General features: G+C 39.1%; 18 protein-coding genes and 2 rRNA genes. 8 read left to right on the forward strand and 12 right to left on the reverse strand.

Translation table 11 applies throughout. The features are described from left to right. The first annotated feature begins 61 nt into the window (after positions 1–61). Positions 62–1,225: an AI-2E family transporter gene (locus CAO17_RS15545; protein WP_085993543.1), complete on the forward strand. Its 1,164-nt coding sequence runs from the start codon at positions 62–64 to the stop codon at positions 1,223–1,225. A 230-nt stretch (positions 1,226–1,455) separates the two neighbouring features. Here CAO17_RS15545 and CAO17_RS21135 read toward each other — a convergent pair whose 3' ends face one another. Beyond that, positions 1,456–1,614, reverse strand: a complete 159-nt coding sequence (locus tag CAO17_RS21135; RefSeq protein WP_179151837.1) for a hypothetical protein — start codon at positions 1,612–1,614, stop codon at positions 1,456–1,458. 180 nt (positions 1,615–1,794) lie between these two features. Between CAO17_RS21135 and CAO17_RS15550 the strand changes: the two genes are divergently transcribed. From CAO17_RS15550 to CAO17_RS15570, 5 genes are all read left to right on the forward strand, one after another. Beyond that, positions 1,795–3,096 carry a homoserine dehydrogenase gene (locus CAO17_RS15550; RefSeq protein WP_085993544.1) on the forward strand — a complete coding sequence of 434 codons (1,302 nt, stop codon included), beginning with the start codon at positions 1,795–1,797 and terminating at the stop codon, positions 3,094–3,096. After that, complete coding sequence (gene thrC, locus CAO17_RS15555) at positions 3,093–4,154, forward strand: threonine synthase (protein ID WP_085993545.1); 1,062 nt, start codon at positions 3,093–3,095, stop codon at positions 4,152–4,154. Before CAO17_RS15550 ends, thrC begins: the two co-directional genes overlap by 4 nt. Continuing rightward, positions 4,151–5,035, forward strand: a complete 885-nt coding sequence (gene thrB / locus CAO17_RS15560; protein ID WP_085993546.1) for a homoserine kinase — start codon at positions 4,151–4,153, stop codon at positions 5,033–5,035. Before thrC ends, thrB begins: the two co-directional genes overlap by 4 nt. 155 nt (positions 5,036–5,190) lie before the next feature. Beyond that, entirely contained in the window at positions 5,191–6,189 is a 999-nt protein-coding gene (locus CAO17_RS15565; protein WP_085993547.1) for an acrylyl-CoA reductase family protein, read from the forward strand. A 373-nt stretch (positions 6,190–6,562) separates the two neighbouring features. Beyond that, on the forward strand, positions 6,563–7,480 hold the full coding sequence (locus CAO17_RS15570) for an SDR family oxidoreductase (protein WP_085993548.1): 918 nt from the start codon (positions 6,563–6,565) through the stop codon (positions 7,478–7,480). Between the two features lie 177 nt (positions 7,481–7,657). Here the strand turns inward: CAO17_RS15570 and argF are convergent, their stop codons facing one another. Continuing rightward, entirely contained in the window at positions 7,658–8,626 is a 969-nt protein-coding gene (gene argF / locus CAO17_RS15575; RefSeq protein ID WP_085993549.1) for an ornithine carbamoyltransferase, read from the reverse strand. Between the two features lie 367 nt (positions 8,627–8,993). Here argF and CAO17_RS15580 point away from each other — a divergent pair, with 367 nt between their 5' ends. Beyond that, complete coding sequence (locus CAO17_RS15580) at positions 8,994–9,908, forward strand: DMT family transporter (protein ID WP_085993550.1); 915 nt, start codon at positions 8,994–8,996, stop codon at positions 9,906–9,908. A 47-nt stretch (positions 9,909–9,955) separates the two neighbouring features. On the opposite strand, the gene CAO17_RS15585 is transcribed toward CAO17_RS15580, so the two are convergent. The 5 genes from CAO17_RS15585 to CAO17_RS15605 form a co-directional block, all read right to left on the reverse strand. Then, positions 9,956–11,149 carry a class I SAM-dependent rRNA methyltransferase gene (locus tag CAO17_RS15585; RefSeq protein WP_085993551.1) on the reverse strand — a complete coding sequence of 398 codons (1,194 nt, stop codon included), beginning with the start codon at positions 11,147–11,149 and terminating at the stop codon, positions 9,956–9,958. A gap of 141 nt (positions 11,150–11,290) precedes the next feature. Then, a complete protein-coding gene (hisC, locus tag CAO17_RS15590; protein ID WP_085993552.1) occupies positions 11,291–12,397 on the reverse strand; it encodes a histidinol-phosphate transaminase in 1,107 nt (368 codons plus the stop codon). 120 nt (positions 12,398–12,517) lie between these two features. Beyond that, the gene (locus CAO17_RS15595) at positions 12,518–12,934 is read right to left on the reverse strand and encodes an NUDIX domain-containing protein (RefSeq protein ID WP_085994522.1); all 417 of its coding nucleotides are present in this window, start codon (positions 12,932–12,934) and stop codon (positions 12,518–12,520) included. A gap of 42 nt (positions 12,935–12,976) precedes the next feature. Then, positions 12,977–13,270: a DUF3219 family protein gene (locus CAO17_RS15600; protein ID WP_085993553.1), complete on the reverse strand. Its 294-nt coding sequence runs from the start codon at positions 13,268–13,270 to the stop codon at positions 12,977–12,979. A 21-nt stretch (positions 13,271–13,291) separates the two neighbouring features. Continuing rightward, complete coding sequence (locus CAO17_RS15605; RefSeq protein ID WP_085993554.1) at positions 13,292–13,795, reverse strand: GNAT family N-acetyltransferase; 504 nt, start codon at positions 13,793–13,795, stop codon at positions 13,292–13,294. 229 nt (positions 13,796–14,024) lie between these two features. On the opposite strand from CAO17_RS15605, the gene CAO17_RS15610 reads away from it, so the two are divergent. Next, positions 14,025–14,471 (forward strand): YaiI/YqxD family protein, encoded by a 447-nt coding sequence (locus CAO17_RS15610; protein ID WP_085993555.1) that lies wholly within the window; start codon positions 14,025–14,027, stop codon positions 14,469–14,471. A gap of 29 nt (positions 14,472–14,500) precedes the next feature. On the opposite strand, the gene CAO17_RS15615 is transcribed toward CAO17_RS15610, so the two are convergent. The 5 genes from CAO17_RS15615 to CAO17_RS15635 form a co-directional block, all read right to left on the reverse strand. Further along, positions 14,501–15,049 carry a hypothetical protein gene (locus CAO17_RS15615; RefSeq protein ID WP_085993556.1) on the reverse strand — a complete coding sequence of 183 codons (549 nt, stop codon included), beginning with the start codon at positions 15,047–15,049 and terminating at the stop codon, positions 14,501–14,503. After that, the gene (locus CAO17_RS15620) at positions 15,049–15,996 is read right to left on the reverse strand and encodes a hypothetical protein (protein ID WP_085993557.1); all 948 of its coding nucleotides are present in this window, start codon (positions 15,994–15,996) and stop codon (positions 15,049–15,051) included. The genes CAO17_RS15615 and CAO17_RS15620 overlap by 1 nt, the downstream gene beginning before the upstream one ends. A 68-nt stretch (positions 15,997–16,064) precedes the next feature. Continuing rightward, positions 16,065–17,480 (reverse strand): glycoside hydrolase family 18 protein, encoded by a 1,416-nt coding sequence (locus CAO17_RS15625; protein ID WP_085993558.1) that lies wholly within the window; start codon positions 17,478–17,480, stop codon positions 16,065–16,067. Positions 17,481–17,718: 238 nt separating this feature from the next. After that, positions 17,719–17,833: ribosomal RNA gene (gene rrf / locus CAO17_RS15630) — 5S ribosomal RNA — on the reverse strand. A 71-nt stretch (positions 17,834–17,904) separates the two neighbouring features. Next, positions 17,905–20,824 (reverse strand): 23S ribosomal RNA (locus CAO17_RS15635). Positions 20,825–20,826 lie beyond the last annotated feature (2 nt).

Genomic DNA, 20,826 nt, shown 5'->3' on the forward strand with positions numbered 1-20,826 from the left:
ATCCAAATTGGAATATTCCCCCTCATTCATCTATAATGGCTTTATTGAAAGGAGCCTAGAGATGAAACAATCTACAAAATTTATGAGGTTTTTAGGTGGGCAAAATCTAATTTACCTATTATCCCTATTGATATTAATAGGTATAACTATCTTCATTTACAACAAGATTTCCTTTGTATTTCATCCACTGATTGTTATTTTTTCAACTATCACTCCACCCATTATCCTTGCGTTTATAGCCTATTACTTACTAAATCCGATTGTGGACTTATTGGAGCATGCAAAAATTAAACGAATCTGGGGTATCATTATCCTAATTTTAGGTATTAGTGGCTTACTAACAGGAATTATTCTTCTAACCGCTCCAGCAATTGAAGCACAGGTAAAGGAACTATTTAAAAACTTTCCTATGTATCTCAATCAATTAGGACAAGGAATAAAAACATGGTTACAAAATTCATTTATAGGACCTTATTATGATCAAGGTTATAACTGGTTTATATCCAATTTCAGTAATATTCCTGGAATGATTGGGTCTTATTTAACGAATGCATTTCAAGGATTTCGAAATATCGCAACCACAGTAACCAATGTTTTTGTCTCTATCATTACTTTTCCAATTATCTTGTTCTTCCTTTTAAAAGATGGAGACCGTTTTAAGGAATTTTTCCTAACATTATTGCCTCCAAAATTTCGCGGGGATATGAATCAAATATTAAAAAACATGGATACGCAGGTTGGTTCATATATTCAGGGGCAAATCATCGTAGCTACATGTATCGGGATGTTATTGTTTATCGGCTACCTTATAATAGGTCTTGATTATGCAATAACACTTGCTATCATTGCAGCTATCACAAGCGTCATCCCTTATTTAGGACCAACAATAGCAATTATCCCAGCAATCATCATAGCTATCGTAGACTCCCCTTTCATGATTTTAAAATTAGCAATTGTTTGGATTGCTGTCCAATTTTTAGAGGGAAACTTCATATCACCAAATATTATGGGAAGAACCATGCAGGTACACCCATTAACTATCATTATCGTATTACTAGTAGCAGGGAATTTATTTGGAGTTGTTGGTGTAATCCTTGGAATTCCCGGATATGCCATTTTAAAGGTATTAGTAACATACATATATAACAAATTTAAAATTCGTTATAATCACTATTATGGGAAGGAATATGGGAATTACCAATTGACTGATGAAAATGAATCATAAGGAGGGGGGATCTTCCATCCCCCCACTGAAGCAAAGGCTAAATTCGCAACATCCGTTGCAACGCCTCCTGAAGCCTATGTCATGTAGGTCCGAACGAATCAGGAGTTTACTAGCTGCCCGACCCACACTTATCATTCTAAGGGTATCTCGAATCCTTCTCCTTAAGGGTCTTACAGCTGATTAATCGAATGATAAAAAGAGAGCACCAAAAATTGGTACTCTCCTATAATTTATATCTTATTATCTTTTTTCCGGAATAATGAAACCACTAATAATCCAATCCCCAAACCAATAGCTCCGCCAACTTCAATTGCCTGAAAGATTACACCTATTCCTATTCCAACGAGTAAGCAAAGTAAAAAACAAAAACCAATCATTGCATCATTCATCACTCCACCTCCAAAAACCTCGCCTATACTATTACTTTATTCTGATAAGGAAATTTGGTTCATTAGCAAAAAATTTACATTATCTGCGAATATTCAAAAATTCACTATTGCTATAATCTGCTATTCATGGTTACAATGTATTAAATATAAATTTCTTAGATAAGGACATGAGGTGATTATGTGGGAAACAAAGTATCCATTGGTCTATTAGGTTTAGGTGTCGTTGGATCAGGAGTAATTAAACTAATCGAGAAGCACCAAGAAAAACTGGTTCATCAACTTGGGGCAGATGTTCAAGTAAAAAGTGTGTTAGTTCGTAATATAGAAAAGCAACGTGATGTTGATTTAGATCGAACGTTTCTCACTACCAATCCTGATGATGTGTTAAATGATCCAGAGATTGATATTATTGTAGAAGTCATGGGTGGTATTGAGAAAGCTCATGAATATATTTTAAAAGCCTTCTCAGCGAAAAAACATGTTGTTACAGCCAATAAAGACCTTGTTGCATTGCATGGTCCTGAACTTCAAGAAGCTGCTCGTAATAATAAATGCGATTTTTACTATGAAGCTAGTGTTGCGGGCGGAATTCCTATTTTAAGGGGAATTACAGAAGGATTATCTTCTGACCGTATTCGTAAAGTGATGGGGATTGTGAATGGAACTACAAACTATATCTTAACAAAGATGGATAAAGATGGTCTAAGCTATGATGATGCATTGAAGCAGGCACAAGAGCTTGGTTTTGCTGAAGCAGATCCTACTTCTGATGTGGAAGGTTTAGATGCGGCACGAAAAATGGCCATCCTAGGGAGGCTTGCCTTCTCCATGAATGTAGATCTAGAAGATGTGGAAGTGAAAGGTATTTCCGATATTACGTTAGAAGACCTTAAATATGGTAGTCAACTAGGTTACACAATGAAGCTTATCGGTTTCGCTGATTTCAAAGATAAACAATTAGAGGTCAATGTACAACCGACTATGTTAGCCAAAAACCATCCATTAGCTAGTGTAAGTGACGAATATAATGCCGTTTACGTTTACGGGGATGCGGTAGGAGAAACCATGTTCTATGGACCAGGTGCAGGAAGCTTACCAACCGCAACAGCTATTACATCTGATCTAGTAACAGTCATTAAGAACATGCTATTGGGTGTGAGTGGTTCACAATATCTAGAACCACATTTTAGCAAGGAACTGAAAACTACTGATAAACGATTTGGACAGTACTATGTAAGACTTCATGTTAAAGATGAGGTTGGTGTATTTAATAGAATATCTGCACTATTTAATGAATTAGATATTAGCTTTAAACGAATCTTACAGAATCCCATCATCAAACATGAAAAAGCGGAAATCATTGTCGTGACCCATCAAACGTCATTAGATAATTTCCAATCTGCATTAAATAAACTAGAAGATCTTGACGCAGTACTTGAAACAAAAAGCTATTACAAAGTTGAAGGAGATGCTAAAGAATGAGTTGGCAAGGGTTATTACAACACTACAAAGAATATTTACCTGTAACAGAGAAAACTCCCAAACTCACATTACATGAAGGAAATACACCACTTATCCATTTTGCAAACCTTTCTGAGCAGTTAGGTATTGAACTGTATGGAAAAGTAGAAGGAATTAATCCTACTGGTTCTTTTAAGGACCGTGGAATGGTTGTTGCAGTTGCAAAAGCAATTGAAGAAGGAAGTAAATCGGTTATTTGTGCCTCAACAGGAAATACATCTGCTTCTGCCGCTGCATATGCTGCAAGGGCAGGGATTCGAGCCATTATTGTTATTCCTAAAGGCAAGGTTGCTCTTGGAAAACTAGCACAGGCAGTGATGTATGGTGCTGAGATCGTTGAAATTGACGGTAACTTTGATGATGCATTAAAAATGGTTCGTGAAGTTTCTGAAACAACTCCAGTTACACTAGTTAATTCTGTCAATCCATATCGTCTTGAAGGGCAAAAAACGGCCGCCTTTGAAATCTGTGATACGCTCGGTTCTGCTCCTGATATTTTAGCCATTCCAGTTGGTAATGCCGGAAACATTAGTGCATACTGGAAGGGATTCAAGGAATACAATGACAAAAAACAAACTGGTCTACCAAACATGTTTGGCTTTGAAGCAGAAGGTGCTGCAGCCATTGTTCAAGATAAAATCATTGAACAACCGGAAACGGTTGCTACAGCTATTCGTATTGGAAATCCTGCCAGCTGGAATTTAGCTGTTCATGCAAAAGATGAATCAAATGGTATGATTGGTTCTGTAACCGATGATGAGATTGTACGTGCGTTTAAACTTATTGCTAAAACAGAAGGAGTATTTGCTGAGCCTGGGTCTTGTGCATCGATTGCAGGAGTACTACAACAGGTTGAACAAGGAACAATTAAAAAAGGAAGTAAAGTTGTTACCGTTCTGACTGGAAATGGCTTAAAAGACCCTCAAACGGCAATTGACCAAATGGAAATTGACCCGGTATCATTACCAAATGACGAAGCTGCTGTTAAAGAATACATTGAAAATATGGTGAGCGTATGAGGCCCTTTCAAATCTCTGTTCCAGCTAGCTCCGGAAATGTAGGACCAGGATTTGATTCGATGGGCTTAGCTGTTAACCTTTATTTAACATTAGAAGTAGAGGAATCAGATAAATGGGAATTTTACCAAGACTCCTCTTCTACTTCTCCTGTCGATTATGAAGATCACTTTATTTATAAAATTGCCAAACAGACAGCAGAAAGAAACAATCAAATACTTCCGCCTTGCAAAGTAACGGAAATGAGCGAAATCCCATTGGCACGAGGCTTAGGCAGTAGTGCTTCTGCAATTTTGGCTGGGATTGAAATTGCAAATCAGGCCTGCCAATTGAATTTAACGAATGAAGATAAGTTACGTTATGGGACAGAAATAGAAGGTCATCCTGACAATATTGCTCCTGCTTTATTTGGTGGATTAGTGATATCAGCAATAGTTGACAACAAAATTGAACGAATAGAAGTTGCAGGCCTTGATATGGATATTGTTGTAAGCATACCGAATCTTGAATTAAAAACGGAAGCAGCGCGAAAGGTTTTACCTGAACAATATTCTAGGAACCATGCAGCAAGCGCAAGTGGAATAAGCAATCTAGTCGTTGCTGCTCTTTTACAAAGGAATTATAGTCTAGCAGGAAGAATGATGGAACAAGACCTATTCCATGAACCATATCGGGCGGAATTAATTCCGAATTACGATGTTATCCGAAAAGAAGCCAAAAGGAATGGTGCGTATGGTTCTATTATTAGTGGTGCAGGTCCAACGATGATGTCCTTTGTACCAGTAGGAAAAGGACAATCTATTGCAAATGAGATGAAAAAGGCACTTCCAGATTATCATGTAAAAGCATTGCAAATCGATATAGAAGGTCTGAAGTGTACATAAGATTTTAATAAAGGAGAAAGCAGTTTTTCGCTGTTTTCTCCTTTTACTATATTTTAAAAATGAATCCATTCTAGTAATCATGTAAAATACAAATTAACTGAATGATATTTTACCTAAGAATAAACCGACCTCCCATTTAAGAAAGGAGAACAATAATGACCATAAATCACTTTTTTGACGCACTAGTTGTCAATAAAAAGGATGAAGATTTCTCTATGGATATAAAGAAGTTAAATTTCGATGACCTTCCTGAAGGAGAGGTGTTCATTCGAGTTCATTATTCCAGTGTAAATTACAAGGATAGCCTAGCATCCATACCAAATGGAAAAATAATTCATACCTATCCCCAGGTTCCTGGTATTGACTTAGCTGGTGAGGTGGTCTCCTCTACAGATGACCGCTACAAGGAAGGTGATCCAGTCATTGCAACAAGCTATGAAATTGGTGTATCCCATTTTGGAGGGTATTCTCAATATGCAAGAATTCCTTCTAAATGGATTGTTCCACTACCGAAAGGGCTTAGTTTAAAAGAATCAATGATTATCGGAACAGCTGGTATTACTGCAGCATTATCTGTCCAAAGCCTTGTCGAAAACGATATAACACCAGAAGTTGGAAAAATCCTAGTCACTGGAGCTACAGGCGGTGTCGGTAGCTTTGCTATAGCAATCCTATCTAAACTAGGATATGAAGTTGTAGCTAGTACAGGTAAAGAGGAAAAACATGATTTTTTAAAAAGACTAGGTGCTGACTCTATCGTTTCCCGCGAAGAGGTTTATGATGGGAGTGTAAAAGCTCTCGGAAAGCAAAAATGGACCGCAGCAGTTGATCCAGTTGGTGGTGAAGGATTAGCTTCTATTCTAAGTCAGATTCAATATGGGGGTTCTGTTGCTGTTAGCGGGCTTGCAGGAGGAAATAATGTACCTACAACCGTTTTTCCCTTTATTATAAGGGGGATCAATCTATTAGGAATTGACTCCGTATATTGCCCAATGGAAACTCGACAAAAGATTTGGAAGCTCTTAGCAACCGAATACAAGCCAGTAGACATGAACGTATTGATGCAACAAGAGATTACAATAGAACAGCTTCCTTCTGTTCTTCCTACTCTTTTAAAAGGAGGTGCAGTGGGAAGAACGATTGTAAAGTTATAGAAAGAAGTGACGGGATTGTTTATGGTCTCGTCACTTCTTTCTTTTCCAACCAGCTTTTATAAAGCTATATTCTAGGATAATACGGCTTATACCTTGGATTATAATAATATGGTGGTCTTGGTCCTATTTTGGGTAAAGACCATGTATTTGAATTATGATTATAAAGAATTTGTTCTTTTTCATCAGTTTGTGATATTAATAACAACCTCACTTCAGGATTATAATAATATGACATTTCTCACCCTCCATACTCTTCTTACTATCACCGTATTCAACAACTACTCAATATGAGCCCGTCAAATTTTTCCAAGCACGACAATCGCCCATTATACATATGGTATCAAGTAACAGCCATTTAACTAGGAGGATAACAATGAGTTATGACGACCACAATCAATCTAATTATCCCATGTATCCAAATTACGGGAAAATAACAAAATATGAGGATGTTGCGCTTACCGTTCCAGAACAACGGCAGTATCGACAACCTGGAATAGAAGGAAAGATGACACCCAGACCAATCATTGAAAATCCTTATTATCAAGGAAATGGGAAATTAGAAGGAAGAGTTGCTCTTATTACTGGTGGTGATAGTGGTATAGGTGCAGCTGCAGCAATAGCTTTTGCAAAGGAAGGCGCAGATGTTGCCATTGCATATTTAGATGAGCATGAGGATGCCAACCGAACTAAAGATAGAATTGAAGAGATTGGTCAACGTTGTCTCCTACTACCTGGTGATCTTAGAGAAAAGCAGCAATGTGTGGACATTGTGGAAAAGACTATCGAAACATTCGGTAGCCTTGATGTTCTCTGTAATCATGTCGGTATCCAATTCCAACAATTAAGTTTACTTGATATCACCGATGAACAATTCGATGACACATTTAAAGTAAACATTTACTCACATTTTTACACGACTCGTGCAGCACTTCCATACTTAAAATCCGGAAGTTCAATAATAAACACCTCTTCTGTTGTTACATTTGATGGTAATGATCAATTAATTGATTATACAGCAACGAAGGGGGCTAATATTGGCTTTACACGGGCATTGGCAAGCAACTTGGTAAGGAAAGGAATCCGCGTTAATGCTATCGCACCTGGACGTGTCTGGACTCCTCTTATTCCATCTAGCTTTTCAGCAGACCAAGTCCCCCTTGCTGGAAACCCAATGGACCGTCAAGGGCAACCATTTGAGTTAGCACCAACCTTTGTCTATTTAGCTTCCAATGATTCCAGATTTGTAACAGGTCAAACCCTTCACGTAAATGGTGGACAAATTTTTGGATAATAATTGAGCCTTCTAACAAGGGAAGTTCATATTTTACTACGTGATTTAACTGGCTGTAAAACCCCACTTCAAGATTTCCGGAAATTTTAGGTAATATATGTGAAGGGATAACAGCCAGATTTCTAATTCTGTCAAAGGCCTATAGGTCATACCCTTGTGGTGCTAACGATTATTATCCTATTTTCCCATTAAAGCTGTCATTAGAGCCTTCTGAGCATGAAGACGATTCTCTGCCTGCTGGAAAACAACAGAATGTGTTCCATCAATAACATTTGCGGTAACTTCCTCTCCACGATGGGCAGGTAAGCAATGCATAAAAATAACATCAGATGAAGCTAAAGATAGTAACTCTTCATTTACTTGATAACCTTCAAAAGCAATTTCTCGCTTTTCCTGTTCGTCCTCTTGCCCCATACTTGCCCAAACATCCGTATAAATAACGTTAGCTCCTTTTACCGCTTCCTGAGGATCTTCTGTAACACTAATTTTTGCACCATGTTCTTCTGCCAACTGCTTAGCTTTATATGTGATTTCCACATCAGGATGGTACCCTTTGGGAGCTGCAACTACAAATTCCATTCCCATAAGAGCTGCACCAAGCATAAGAGAATGAACCATATTATTTCCATCCCCAATATAGGCCATTTTCACGCCTGATAGTGAGCCTTTTATCTCTCTAACCGTTTGTAAGTCAGCTAAAACCTGACATGGATGATAGGTATCGGTTAATCCATTGATGACTGGAATACTCGCATGCTTGGCTAGCTCCTTCACCGTCTCTTGAGAGAACGTCCGAATCATAATTCCATCCAAATAACCAGATAATACTTGAGCTGTATCTGCTACGGTTTCTCCCCTACCAATCTGTATATCTTTTGAACTAAGGAAAATTCCGGTACCTCCTAGCTGATAAATACCAGCTTCAAAAGATACTCTTGTTCTAGTTGAGGACTTCTCAAATATCATACCTAATGTTTTCCCTTTTAATGGTTCAAATACAATACCTTGTTTCTTTTGGTCTTTTAAGTAATCTGCTAAATCTAATAAATAAGTAATTTCATCCTTCGTATAATCAACAAGTGTTAACATATCACGTCCATGAAATGGCTGGTTATTAATAATAAATTCTTTGTCCGCTATTACCATAAGGTTTCTCCCCCTAAATAATGTATATGAATTATTATGCATTAAATAGAATAAATATACAATAGTTTTTAGAGAAATTATTGTATAAAATCCCTTTCATGAAGTTTTTTCGTGAATTTTGGTATCGCTGATTTTCATGGTTGAAGGATGTTGTTCATCGGCGGAAAACATTATAATTGATGATCGATGGGTGCTTAACCGGATATATGCGCGGTCCTTCGGGTATATGCGCGCTCATCCGAATATATGGGGTTTCCTCCAGATTTATCAACTTTTCTACTCTAAGAAACTACTAAAAGTCATTGTCAAAGCAAAAAGCCTATGTTAAGTTCGAAGTATTGAATACAGTATATAGGAGGGATTTGCCATGAACAAAAAAGCTTTATTCTTGGCATTATTTACAGTTGTCATTTGGGCATCTTCTTTTGCTGGTATCCGTGCTAGTTTACTAGGAGGATATACGACGGGCCATCTGGTACTTGTTCGATTTCTCACTGCATCTGGTATGTTCCTTCTATACAGCTTATTACCTGGCGTTCATTTCCACCTTCCTAGAAAAGAAGATTTACTGCGTATTATCCTATTAGGATGGTTGGGAATAACGGTTTATCACACTGGGCTTACCTTTGGTGTGGAATCCATTACGGCTGGTACAGCAAGTATGATTGTTGGCTCTGCACCAGTTTTTACTGCAATCATTGCCGTCTTTATTCTAAAGGAACGGTTGGCACTGTTTAGCTGGATTGGTCTTGGAATCGGATTTATCGGGATTATTTTAATTACGTTAGGTACAGCTGGTGCAAATTTCTCAATTTCAGAAGGGGCCTTTTTTGTATTAATTGCCACCATAGCTACCTCTATCTTTTTTGTTTTTCAAAAACCGCTTCATGGTCGTTACAAGCCTATTGAGCTTACTGCTTATTTCACTTGGGCTGGAACATTGCCAATGCTAATTTTTTCTCCAGGGTTATTTGAAACGTTACAGACAGCAACAATGGAAGCACATCTTTCTGCATTATTTGTCGGTATCTTTCCTGCTGCACTCGGATACGCAGCATGGGGAATCGCTATTTCGCTTGGAAACCCAAGCTCTGTTACTAGCATGCTATATATTGAGCCAGTTATCGCCATTGTTATAGCTTGGCTCTGGCTTGGGGAGTGGCCAAATAGCCTTTCCCTTATCGGAGGGACAGTAGCGATTTCAAGTGTATTCCTTGTGAATTTTGCGGGAAGAAAACAACGTGAAAGGGAAGAAAACGTTCTAGAAGAACAAACGAGCTAATTTTGAACTATCAAAATTAGCTCGTTTTTCTCATAAGCTTTCTTCATTTAATTAAGTTTCTTTAAAATAATTACCTTTAAATAATCTCCTTGTGGATAGCTCTGATCCACACGAAAATCAGTTGGGAGCGAATACTCTTCTAAAATTTGATACTTTGTCTTTGTCTCTTGAAACCCCTTCTCAATAAACCCTTTAAACTTTTTCATTCCAAATGACGCATTGTTTGTTGACGCAACAATGATACCACTCTTTTCGGTAATAGCAATTGTGTCTTTTATTAGTGATGGATAATCCTTTGCCGTACTGAATGTCCGCTTCTTTGATCTAGCAAAACTAGGTGGGTCCAGTATTACCATATCAAACTTCAGATTTTTACGAAGGGCATATCTAAAATAATCAAAGACATCCATAACAATAATATCCTGTGCCTCAAAATCAATACCATTTACACTAAACTGCTCAATGGTCTTACTTTTACTCCGCTTCGCCAAATCAACACTAGTTGTCTTGGTTGCTCCTCCAAGAGCCGCAGCCACGGAGAACGCTCCCGTATAGGAAAACGTATTTAAAACATGTTTTCCCTTCGCATATTTATCTCTTATCGCCTTCCTCACATTCCTCTGATCCAGAAAAATGCCAACCATGGCACCATCATTGAGATAAACAGCATAATTTATACCATTTTCTTTCACAATAATTGGAAATTCCCCACGTTCCCCTTTTACAAAATCATCATCATCCATATACTTCCCTTTTGTATCAAAGCGTTTCTTCTCATAAATCGCTTTGTAGTCAGCTACTTCATCGAGAACGCGAATAACTGTATCCTTGAAAGAATAAATCCCTTCACTATACCAATTAATCAAATAAAATCCGTCAAAATAGTCGATGGTTAACCCACCAATTCCGTCCCCCTCGCCATTAAACAAACGAAAGGCATTGGTGTTTATATCCTGAAATAGTGAATTTCTTCTTTCCATCGCTGTTGTAATCTTCTTTTTGAAGAAGATAAAGTCAATTTTCTCCCCTTGTTGATGGGTAAGTACCCAGCCCAATCCTTTATTTTGCTTGCCATGGTATCCTTTGGCAATAAACTTCCCGCTTGGTTCAGTTAGGTGCACAATAGCCCCTTCCTGTTTTAATACTTCAGGATTGCTAATAGAGTCCTTACTAATTAACGGAAAATGCTGATGGTATTTTTTAATAAAACGAGTTTTCACTCTTAAATCTATTGGTTTCATATTTTCTCCTTTATTGCAAATTAAAGTTAACATATTCTTATTATTTCACAATCCAAATCATTTAAGAAGTGTTCACATGACCTTTTCTAATAAAAAAATCCCGAATAACTTATGTTACTCAGGATTCTTCTTAAAAAATCATTATTTATTTAAAACTTCCTTCAACACCTCAATAAAGAATTCATTTTCTTCCTTCGTTCCGATGGTTACTCGAACATATTCTGGTAGTCCCCAAATTTTACCATAACGGACAATGACACCTTTTGCTAGTAGTTCATTATACAAACGCTCTGCATCTGGACCAAGCTGTACAAGGATAAAATTACTCATGGTTTCTACATAATTTAGACCTAATTCAGAAAAAGCCTCATATAACTCTTTGGCACCAATAGTATTTGCCTCTTTTGATTGATTTACATGTTCATCATCCTTGATGGCTGCTTTTGCGGCTGCTTGCGCTAAACTATTAACGTTAAACGGCTCTTTTACCTTTAGGATTGTTTGAATAATATCCTCTGGAGCTATACCAAAACCTACACGAAGTCCTGCTAAGCCATATACTTTGGAGAATGTTTGCAAGACCAATACATTTTTTCCATCCTTCACAAATTCAATACCATCCGTGTAATCCTCTGCTGTTGCATAATGGCTATAGGCACCATCAAAAACGACTAATACCCGCTCTGGTACAGCATCTAATAATGATTGAAAGTCACTTTTAGACAGATATGTCCCTGTCGGATTGTTTGGCGAACAAATATAAAGTAGCTTGGTTTGTTCGGTTATAGCATCAATCATTTTTTGAACATTAAATTGAAAGCCTTCTTCAAATGGTACCTGTACAACGGTAGCACCCATTAAATCCGCACCAAAGTCATATTCACTAAAGGAGGGATATGGAACAATAATTTCATCGCCTTCCTCTAGAAATGCCTCAGATAATAACGTAATTAGTTCATCTGCTCCATTTGTAACGATAACTTGCCCCTTCGACACTTTTTTCTTGTCTGCAATAGCCTCTTTTAATGCAACTGTATCTGCATCGGGATAGCGATTTAACTCAGCTAATCCAGCTGCTATTGCTTCTACACCTTTTGGTGATGGTCCTAGAGGATTTTCATTGGAGGCTAACTTAATAACCTTGTCCAAATTTAACTCTTCTTGCAACTCCCAAATCGGTTTACCTGGTGAGTATGGTTTAATATTATCCAATACTTTACGTGCTTTAATCTGCTTTGTAGTTGGCATTATGTACATTCCTTTCTAGTTCAAATTATGTAATAGCAATTCCTGTTTTAAAGTTCCAATAACCTATAATTTTCTTTCTATTATATACCATTCTATTTAAACATGATAGACAGATAATGCTTATTTCCATTCTTTTAAATCAAAAACATGATGCTTCTCAAAGTCATGCATCATTTTGGGAGTTAGTAAATTTCGTGCTTCCGATTTCGTCGCCCAGATATAATCCGTATGCTCTTCCGAAAGATTAACAATATCCTTATTTGATGTGCTTAAATAGTTTAGAAAAACCAGCTGTCGAGTAGGATCAGAATTGATGGTTGTAGCATACAAAAGCCTTTTTGGAATTACGGAAATTCCAACTTCCTCCTCCGCTTCCCTCATTAATGCATCTTCTAATTCCTCACCAACTTGTAATTTTCCACCAATCATTTCCCATGTTCCTGCACCGAATTTATTCGTTTCGGATCGTTTCACTATTAATAACTTTCCATTGAACAAAACGAGACCCTTTACTACAATAACTAATTTACGTTCCATTTTTTCACCTTCCAACTATCCTGAACATCCTAAGTAGCATTCCTACTCCGTTTCAACTAATTCTAACTGAAAGTCACCAACATTATTTTCCTCATACAAATTTGTAATGGAAGTTGAATAGTTTTGTATGGTTGCTTTAAATTTCAATTCTTCTTCAGGAACTTGAACAAGAAACTTATTATTATAGAGTAATGTTGTTACATCATGATAATCTTCACTCTTTACTTTAAAATTAAAACGAATCTTCACCTTCTCGCTCCCATTACTATTTATCATTTCCTTTTGGAAGTTTTCTGCATCAATGGATAATTCATTAATTATAACCGTTGCATTCATGAATAAAGCACCTCTTCTTTTTTAATCTACACCAACAACCTTACTTCTTCTTTCCATCAGGACAACATCGCGCCATACTCCATCTAATTTTCCAATTCGTTCGCGTACTCCAACTTTTCGAAACCCAAATTTTTTATGAAGATTTATACTAGCTTGATTCTCAGGGAAAATTCCTGCTTGAAGCATCCAAAAACCTCTCTTTTCACTTTCTTCAATTAAGGCCTGTATAAGCTTTTTCCCAATCCCCTTTCCGGTACTACTCGTATCTATATAAATACTTAACTCAGCCACTCCATAGAATGCATCCTTTGTGGAAATTGGAATTAATGCTGCCCACCCAATCACCTTTTCTTCCTCCCTCACAACTAGACGGCAATCTTTTATATATTTTTTATCCCACTCTTCTTTTGTTAATGGAGTCGTATCAAACGTTGCATTTCTTGATTCTATCCCGTGAATATAGATTTGTCGAACCTCTTGCCAATCTGTTTCCTTCATTGTATCAATATGAACTGTCTTTTCCATTTCATCACCAGCTTGTAAATTGAAATTTTGTCAACTAAAATGTATAATCTATTCAGTCATTTTACATAATCATATCCTAAAGAGCCAAATATATGAACTTAAAATAAGTTTATCATTTCTTCCATAAAAACATGGTTGAGCGGATTTTCCTATAATAAAGATGTGTATATTTACCACTTGATGCTAATATAAAGTTAACGTTAATTTAAAAGGTATTGGAGCGACTAGAATGAAAATTTATGTAGATGCCGATGCATGTCCAGTAAAGGATATTATTATTGAAGAAGGGTTAAGAGCAGGGAAACCAATTATATTAGTAACTAGCTTTTCTCACTATTCTTCAGAGAAACAACCCCAAGGAGTGGAAACCATATATGTCGATACAGGGGCAGATGCAGCTGATTATAGAATTATGAAACTGGCAGAAAAAGGAGATATCATCGTTACACAGGATTATGGCCTAGCATCTTTAGGGCTTGCCAAAGAATGTACGGTCATCCACCATAAAGGTTTTTTTTATACGAATAACAACATCGATCAACTTCTACAAACAAGATACTTAAGTGCCATGGCTCGAAAAAGCGGTAAGCGCACAAAAGGACCAAAACCGTTTACAGAAGAAGACCGAAACAAATTTAAACAGAGATTTATTAAAATCTTGCAGGAAGATAGTTAGAAAAAGGAATGTTCCAATTCCATTGGGTTCTAATTATCTAACTTTTTAAATCTACGTATTAATACTAAAAACATGATTTCTAGGATTAATACAAGTAAGACTGTGATGAAGGTGGACATGATTAGGAGATTACCATGTGTATTCATTGCAAAGGGAGTGAGTATCTGTACAGACATCATGGTTATGATATAGATTCTGAAAAATTTAGACGTGCCGTTCCGTAAATCATCTCCTCCCCTTTCCTCAGCTATTTTGAGCATGAGCTGTAATACATAAAAGCTTAAAATAACCTTTACTATACCCATTATGGTTGTATAAATTTGTGAAAAGGAAATAACTTCTACCATTTGATTTACTTCATTTTGTGAAATAAAAACGCTTGGTATAGAAAGAAAACATAGTACAATAGCCCAATTACTTGCCTTTTTCCCTAAAGGATAATCATATAGCAACATCGATATTCCAGAATAAATAAAATAATAACCAACCGGATCGGGGAGAACATCAAAAGCGAATAGATGAATTTCAATAAGGACAATAAGAAATCCCCAGAATATTTTCCCAAACGCCTCACCCATCATGGCATCTCCCTACTTTCCTTCTCAGCAATGATTTCATTTATATCATCCTGTTCAAAATCTGGCCAATCGTTCACACGTATTGGATAAATAAAATTTTCCTCACTATCTAGGCTACCTTTAATTTTTATATTAAAATCATAGTAGCTATGCTTTCTAGGATTATATTGCTTAATAAAGTGAACCCACTCTCCCTTATTTATAGAAATTGGTAGGAGAGATTCATTTAGCTCAACCCCAGGGAGCCTTTTCCAATTCTCTTTCATATCATTCTTCAGCCATTCTGGAAGTTTTTCCTCTCCCTCACTTTGTTTATTCAAACTCTCTTGATTACTATTAATTTTTATTGCTACATCTTGCATGACTTTGTTGGCAAATGGAACATGAATATCCTCCACAGTTAATGCCTCTGTCGCTTCCAATACATCCTTATCTAGATAGTTACTACTATTACTAATACTTGAACGATGCTCGAATCCACGATGATATTCTCTATTAAGATTTCCAATAATCACCTTACCTATATCTACGTTAGTCATTTCACCGTTGGACAGATGAACAATCATCTTTTCAAAAGACCATAAGCGATTATCTTCCATAGGGAGCATGTCTGTTCGAAAGGTTATTCTTGCCTGAACTAAATAGTGATGATTATACTCCTCAACAAAGTGAATGGGATGTTGACTGTTATTCAGCATATTAAAATGGTAGTTTTCTGGATATGCTTCTATCCCACCAACCTCTAGATAATTGATTTTCACTGGATTTTCTTTATTAGTTAAATAATAAAAATATAACTTCACTTCATCCTGTTCTAATATCTCACGTGAAATATAATGATTGATAAACAAGGGTTCATCCAGCTGTTTGGATTGAAAGTATATGTAGTTTCCGATAATACTAATGATGATGAGGAACATACCTATCCATAAATATTTTTCCTTCAAAGGCTCTCCCCCTTACTGACTAGCATTCTATCAGAGTTCTTCGGACAAAAACACCCTTGAATTTCTCTTCAAGGGCGTTTTCTTATCATAAAATTAGTTTGTAAAACTGGCCAATTTTGAGGGAAAGGGTTACCTAGTACCCAGTAACTAACTCCTCTTAATCCATATTCTTTTACCGTGTCATACTTGGCTTGCATACTCCGAGCATCCTCAAACCAAACCTCATGTCCCTGCCCTGTTTCATCGGTATATCTAAAATATGGGGATTGATAAGTTGGATGATATTGGATATCCGCTCCATACCTTGCTGCCATGCGTACAGCTTCCTGTGGACTGACAGTTTGTGCAAAAGTCCCTTGTTGCCATGGAATTTTCCAGTCCCTTCCATACAATGGTGCCCCCATCATGATCTTATCAGTTGGAATCACCGTTACAGCATAATCTAAAACTCTACGGACCTCATTTATAGGTGCAATAGCCCATGGTTCTCCTCCAGCCCATCCCCATTCATAGGTCATAATTATAACAAAATCAACAATTTCTCCGTGCGCTTTATAATCATGAGCTTCATAAAGCAACCCTTGTTGATTTTCGCTTATTTTTGGAGCTATGGCTGTTGAAACGTGAAAGCCCTCAGGGTGAAGTCGTGATACAACCCTTCTTAAGAAGGCATTATAATTTTCTCTATCCTCTGGGTATACATATTCAAAATCAATATTCAAACCAGCAAAGCCCTTTTCCTTTAATTCTTCTAAAATATTACTGATTAGTAATTCCTGTAAACTAGCATTTCGTAAAATAGTAGCTGCTAGATCTGAATCAAATGTGTTATTTGCAAAATTCGTTAAAACCATGATAGGTTCCACATTATTTGCTTGTGCTGCTTGAAGTACTGGAACATCCTGTAGATCGGTTATATTCCCATCCTCTCTAACTCCATACGTAAACGATGATAAATACGTAAAATGTTGTGCTAGCCTAAGCACTTCTTGTCTCCCTTGTTCGTCGAAGCTTGTCGTATACGCATTTACTTCAATCATTGGCTTTCCACGAGTAGGAATAAGTATCGTTTGCCCAGATAAAATAAAATCAGGGTCTGGTATATAATTTAATTGTAAAATCTGATTGACTGTTACCCCATATCGAGAAGCAATAGACCAAATACTTTGACCTGGCTGCACTACATGTGGAAAATAAGGCATGACAAGCATTTGACCAACATAAACCATGGATGGATTCGCAATATTGTTCGTATCTGCCAGTTCTTGAACGGATACCCCATAGCGCTGGGCTATGGACCATAGGCTATCTCCAGGTTGAATAACATATTCACGATGTGTCTCCGGGATAACTATTGCCTGACCAACGACTAATACATTTGGATTTTCCAACTGATTGACTAATATAATTTGATTTATATCCGAACCATACATCTGAGCAATTTGCCATAGTGCCTCTCCACTTTGTACAACGTGAATTTGCATTTATAAATCCCCCATCTTCAAAACTACATAAACATACTATTCATATAAACGTTTGTCCTGTGACACAATAATAGAATCGATTACAAGGTTGCCTCGATATTTCCAAACATTATTCCCATCAACCAATTAGGACTAGTGTCATTTTATTTAAAAAGGATAAACAAACTACTAAATTAAAGTTTCTAATTAAATAATAAAAACCAAGATACGACTCATTTCGTATCTTGGTTTTTTATTTGCCTAGCAACGTCCTACTCTCGCAGGGGTTAACCCCAACTACCATCGGCGCTGGAGAGCTTAACTACTGTGTTCGGCATGGGAACAGGTGTGGCCTCTCCGCCATTATCACTAGACCTATGTATTTAATTTAAGGTTTGTACCTTGAAAACTAAATAAGAGTTAATCACTGACATCCATTAAGAAGTTAGTTAAGTCCTCGATCGATTAGTATTCGTCAGCTCCACGTGTCACCACGCTTTCACCTCGAACCTATCTACCTCATAGTCCCTGAGGGATCTTACTCACTTAGAAGTGATGGGAAGTCTCATCTTGAGGGGGGCTTCATGCTTAGATGCTTTCAGCACTTATCCTTACCATACGTAGCTACCCAGCTATGCTCCTGGCGGAACAACTGGTACACCAGCGGTATGTCCATCCCGGTCCTCTCGTACTAAGGACAGCTCCTCTCAAACTTCCGGCGCCCACGACGGATAGGGACCGAACTGTCTCACGACGTTCTGAACCCAGCTCGCGTACCGCTTTAATGGGCGAACAGCCCAACCCTTGGGACCGACTACAGCCCCAGGATGCGATGAGCCGACATCGAGGTGCCAAACCTCCCCGTCGATGTGAACTCTTGGGGGAGATAAGCCTGTTATCCCCGGGGTAGCTTTTATCCGTTGAGCGATGGCCCTTCCATGCGGAACCACCGGATCACTAAGCCCGACTTTCGTCCCTGCTCGACTTGTAGGTCTCGCAGTCAAGCTCCCTTCTGCCTTTACACTCTGCGAATGATTTCCAACCATTCTGAGGGAACCTTTGGGCGCCTCCGTTACCTTTTGGGAGGCGACCGCCCCAGTCAAACTGCCCGCCTGACACTGTCTCCGAACCGGATCACGGTCCTGGGTTAGAAGGTCCATACAGCCAGGGTGGTATCCCACGGATGCCTCCACGTAAGCTGGCGCTCACGCTTCTGAGGCTCCCACCTATCCTGTACAAGCTGCACAGACATTCAATATCAGGCTACAGTAAAGCTCCACGGGGTCTTTCCGTCCTGTCGCGGGTAATGCGCATCTTCACGCATAGTATAATTTCACCGGGTCTCTCGTTGAGACAGTGCCCAAGTCGTTGCACCTTTCGTGCGGGTCGGAACTTACCCGACAAGGAATTTCGCTACCTTAGGACCGTTATAGTTACGGCCGCCGTTTACTGGGGCTTCGGTTCTAAGCTTCGGACCAAAGGTCCTAACTCTTCCCCTTAACCTTCCAGCACCGGGCAGGTGTCAGCCCCTATACTTCGCCTTTCGGCTTCGCAGAGACCTGTGTTTTTGCTAAACAGTCGCTTGGGCCTATTCACTGCGGCTCTATCTCTATAGAGCACCCCTTCTCCCTAAGTTACGGGGTCATTTTGCCGAGTTCCTTAACGAGAGTTCTCCCGCTCACCTTAGGATTCTCTCCTCGCCTACCTGTGTCGGTTTGCGGTACGGGCACCTGTGATCTGGCTAGAGGCTTTTCTCGGCAGTGTGAAATCCGGAACTTCGGCTATAGTTGCCTCCCCATCACAGCTTGAAATGGCCAGACGGATTTGCCTATCTGACTTTCTCACTGCTTGGGCGCACACGTCCATCGGTGCGCATTCCTTATCCTACTGCGTCCCCCCATCACTCATAACGATCACGAGGTGGTACAGGAATATCTGCCTGTTGTCCATCGCCTACGCCTTTCGGCCTCGGCTTAGGTCCCGACTAACCCTGAGAGGACGAGCCTTCCTCAGGAAACCTTAGGCATTCGGTGAAAGAGATTCTCACTCTTTTTTCGCTACTCATACCGGCATTCTCACTTCTAAGCGCTCCACCAGTCCTCACGGTCTGACTTCACAGCACTTAGAACGCTCTCCTACCATTGTCTAAAAGACAATCCACAGCTTCGGTGATACGTTTAGCCCCGGTACATTTTCGGCGCAGAGTCACTCGACCAGTGAGCTATTACGCACTCTTTAAATGATGGCTGCTTCTAAGCCAACATCCTGGTTGTCTAAGCAACTCCACATCCTTTTCCACTTAACGTATACTTTGGGACCTTAGCTGGTGGTCTGGGCTGTTTCCCTTTCGACTATGAACCTTATCACCCATAGTCTGACTCCCAAGTCTAAGTAGCTGGCATTCGGAGTTTGACTGAATTCGGTAACCCGATGAGGGCCCCTAGTCCAATCAGTGCTCTACCTCCAGTACTCTTTCCTTGAGGCTAGCCCTAAAGCTATTTCGGAGAGAACCAGCTATCTCCGTGTTCGATTGGCATTTCACCCCTACCCACACCTCATCCCCGCATTTTTCAACATACGTGGGTTCGGGCCTCCTGTCAGTGTTACCTGACCTTCACCCTGGACATGGGTAGATCACACGGTTTCGGGTCTACGACCGCATACTCATTCGCCCTGTTTAGACTCGCTTTCGCTGCGGCTTCGTGTCTTCCACTTAACCTTGCATACGATCGTAACTCGCCGGTCCATTCTACAAAAGGTACGCCGTCACGCGTAAATGCGCTTCGACTACTTGTAGGCACACGGTTTCAGGTACTCTTTCACTCCCCTTCCGGGGTACTTTTCACCTTTCCCTCACGGTACTGGTTCACTATCGGTCACTAGGGAGTATTTAGCCTTGGGAGATGGTCCTCCCGGATTCCGACGGAATTCCACGTGTTCCGCCGTACTCAGGATACACTCCGGAGAGAATTCTCTTTTGACTACAGGGCTGTTACCCTCTTTGGCTCATCTTTCCAGATGGATTCGTCTAAAGAATTCCTTTGTAACTCCATGTGGAGTGTCCTACAACCCCAGAGAGCAAGCTCTCTGGTTTGGGCTGTTTCCGTTTCGCTCGCCGCTACTTGGGAAATCGCATTTGCTTTCTCTTCCTCTGGGTACTGAGATGTTTCAGTTCCCCAGGTATGCCTCTTGTGCCCTATGTATTCAGACACAAGTCCTGTTCCATTACGAACAGTGGGTTTCCCCATTCGGAAATCTCCGGATCAAAGCTTACTTACAGCTCCCCGAAGCATATCGGTGTTAGTCCCGTCCTTCATCAGCTCCTAGTGCCAAGGCATCCACCGTGCGCCCTTATTCACTTAACTAA

The sequence above is a fragment of the Oceanobacillus senegalensis genome (assembly GCF_900176885.1).
In the GTDB taxonomy this organism is placed as follows: Bacteria; Bacillota; Bacilli; order Bacillales; family Amphibacillaceae; genus Oceanobacillus; species Oceanobacillus senegalensis.

What these genes read in the sequence shown, in the direction of transcription:
- CAO17_RS15545 (WP_085993543.1), top strand. Translation starts at nt 62, where the DNA reads ATGAAACAATCTACAAAATTTATGAGGTTTTTAGGTGGGCAAAATCTA.
- CAO17_RS21135 (WP_179151837.1), bottom strand. Translation starts at nt 1,614, where the DNA reads ATGAATGATGCAATGATTGGTTTTTGTTTTTTACTTTGCTTACTCGTT.
- thrC (WP_085993545.1), top strand. Translation starts at nt 3,093, where the DNA reads ATGAGTTGGCAAGGGTTATTACAACACTACAAAGAATATTTACCTGTA.
- thrB (WP_085993546.1), top strand. Translation starts at nt 4,151, where the DNA reads ATGAGGCCCTTTCAAATCTCTGTTCCAGCTAGCTCCGGAAATGTAGGA.
- CAO17_RS15565 (WP_085993547.1), top strand. Translation starts at nt 5,191, where the DNA reads ATGACCATAAATCACTTTTTTGACGCACTAGTTGTCAATAAAAAGGAT.
- CAO17_RS15570 (WP_085993548.1), top strand. Translation starts at nt 6,563, where the DNA reads ATGAGTTATGACGACCACAATCAATCTAATTATCCCATGTATCCAAAT.
- argF (WP_085993549.1), bottom strand. Translation starts at nt 8,626, where the DNA reads ATGGTAATAGCGGACAAAGAATTTATTATTAATAACCAGCCATTTCAT.
- CAO17_RS15580 (WP_085993550.1), top strand. Translation starts at nt 8,994, where the DNA reads ATGAACAAAAAAGCTTTATTCTTGGCATTATTTACAGTTGTCATTTGG.
- CAO17_RS15585 (WP_085993551.1), bottom strand. Translation starts at nt 11,149, where the DNA reads ATGAAACCAATAGATTTAAGAGTGAAAACTCGTTTTATTAAAAAATAC.
- hisC (WP_085993552.1), bottom strand. Translation starts at nt 12,397, where the DNA reads ATGCCAACTACAAAGCAGATTAAAGCACGTAAAGTATTGGATAATATT.
- CAO17_RS15595 (WP_085994522.1), bottom strand. Translation starts at nt 12,934, where the DNA reads ATGGAACGTAAATTAGTTATTGTAGTAAAGGGTCTCGTTTTGTTCAAT.
- CAO17_RS15600 (WP_085993553.1), bottom strand. Translation starts at nt 13,270, where the DNA reads ATGAATGCAACGGTTATAATTAATGAATTATCCATTGATGCAGAAAAC.
- CAO17_RS15605 (WP_085993554.1), bottom strand. Translation starts at nt 13,795, where the DNA reads ATGGAAAAGACAGTTCATATTGATACAATGAAGGAAACAGATTGGCAA.
- CAO17_RS15610 (WP_085993555.1), top strand. Translation starts at nt 14,025, where the DNA reads ATGAAAATTTATGTAGATGCCGATGCATGTCCAGTAAAGGATATTATT.
- CAO17_RS15615 (WP_085993556.1), bottom strand. Translation starts at nt 15,049, where the DNA reads ATGGGTGAGGCGTTTGGGAAAATATTCTGGGGATTTCTTATTGTCCTT.
- CAO17_RS15625 (WP_085993558.1), bottom strand. Translation starts at nt 17,480, where the DNA reads ATGCAAATTCACGTTGTACAAAGTGGAGAGGCACTATGGCAAATTGCT.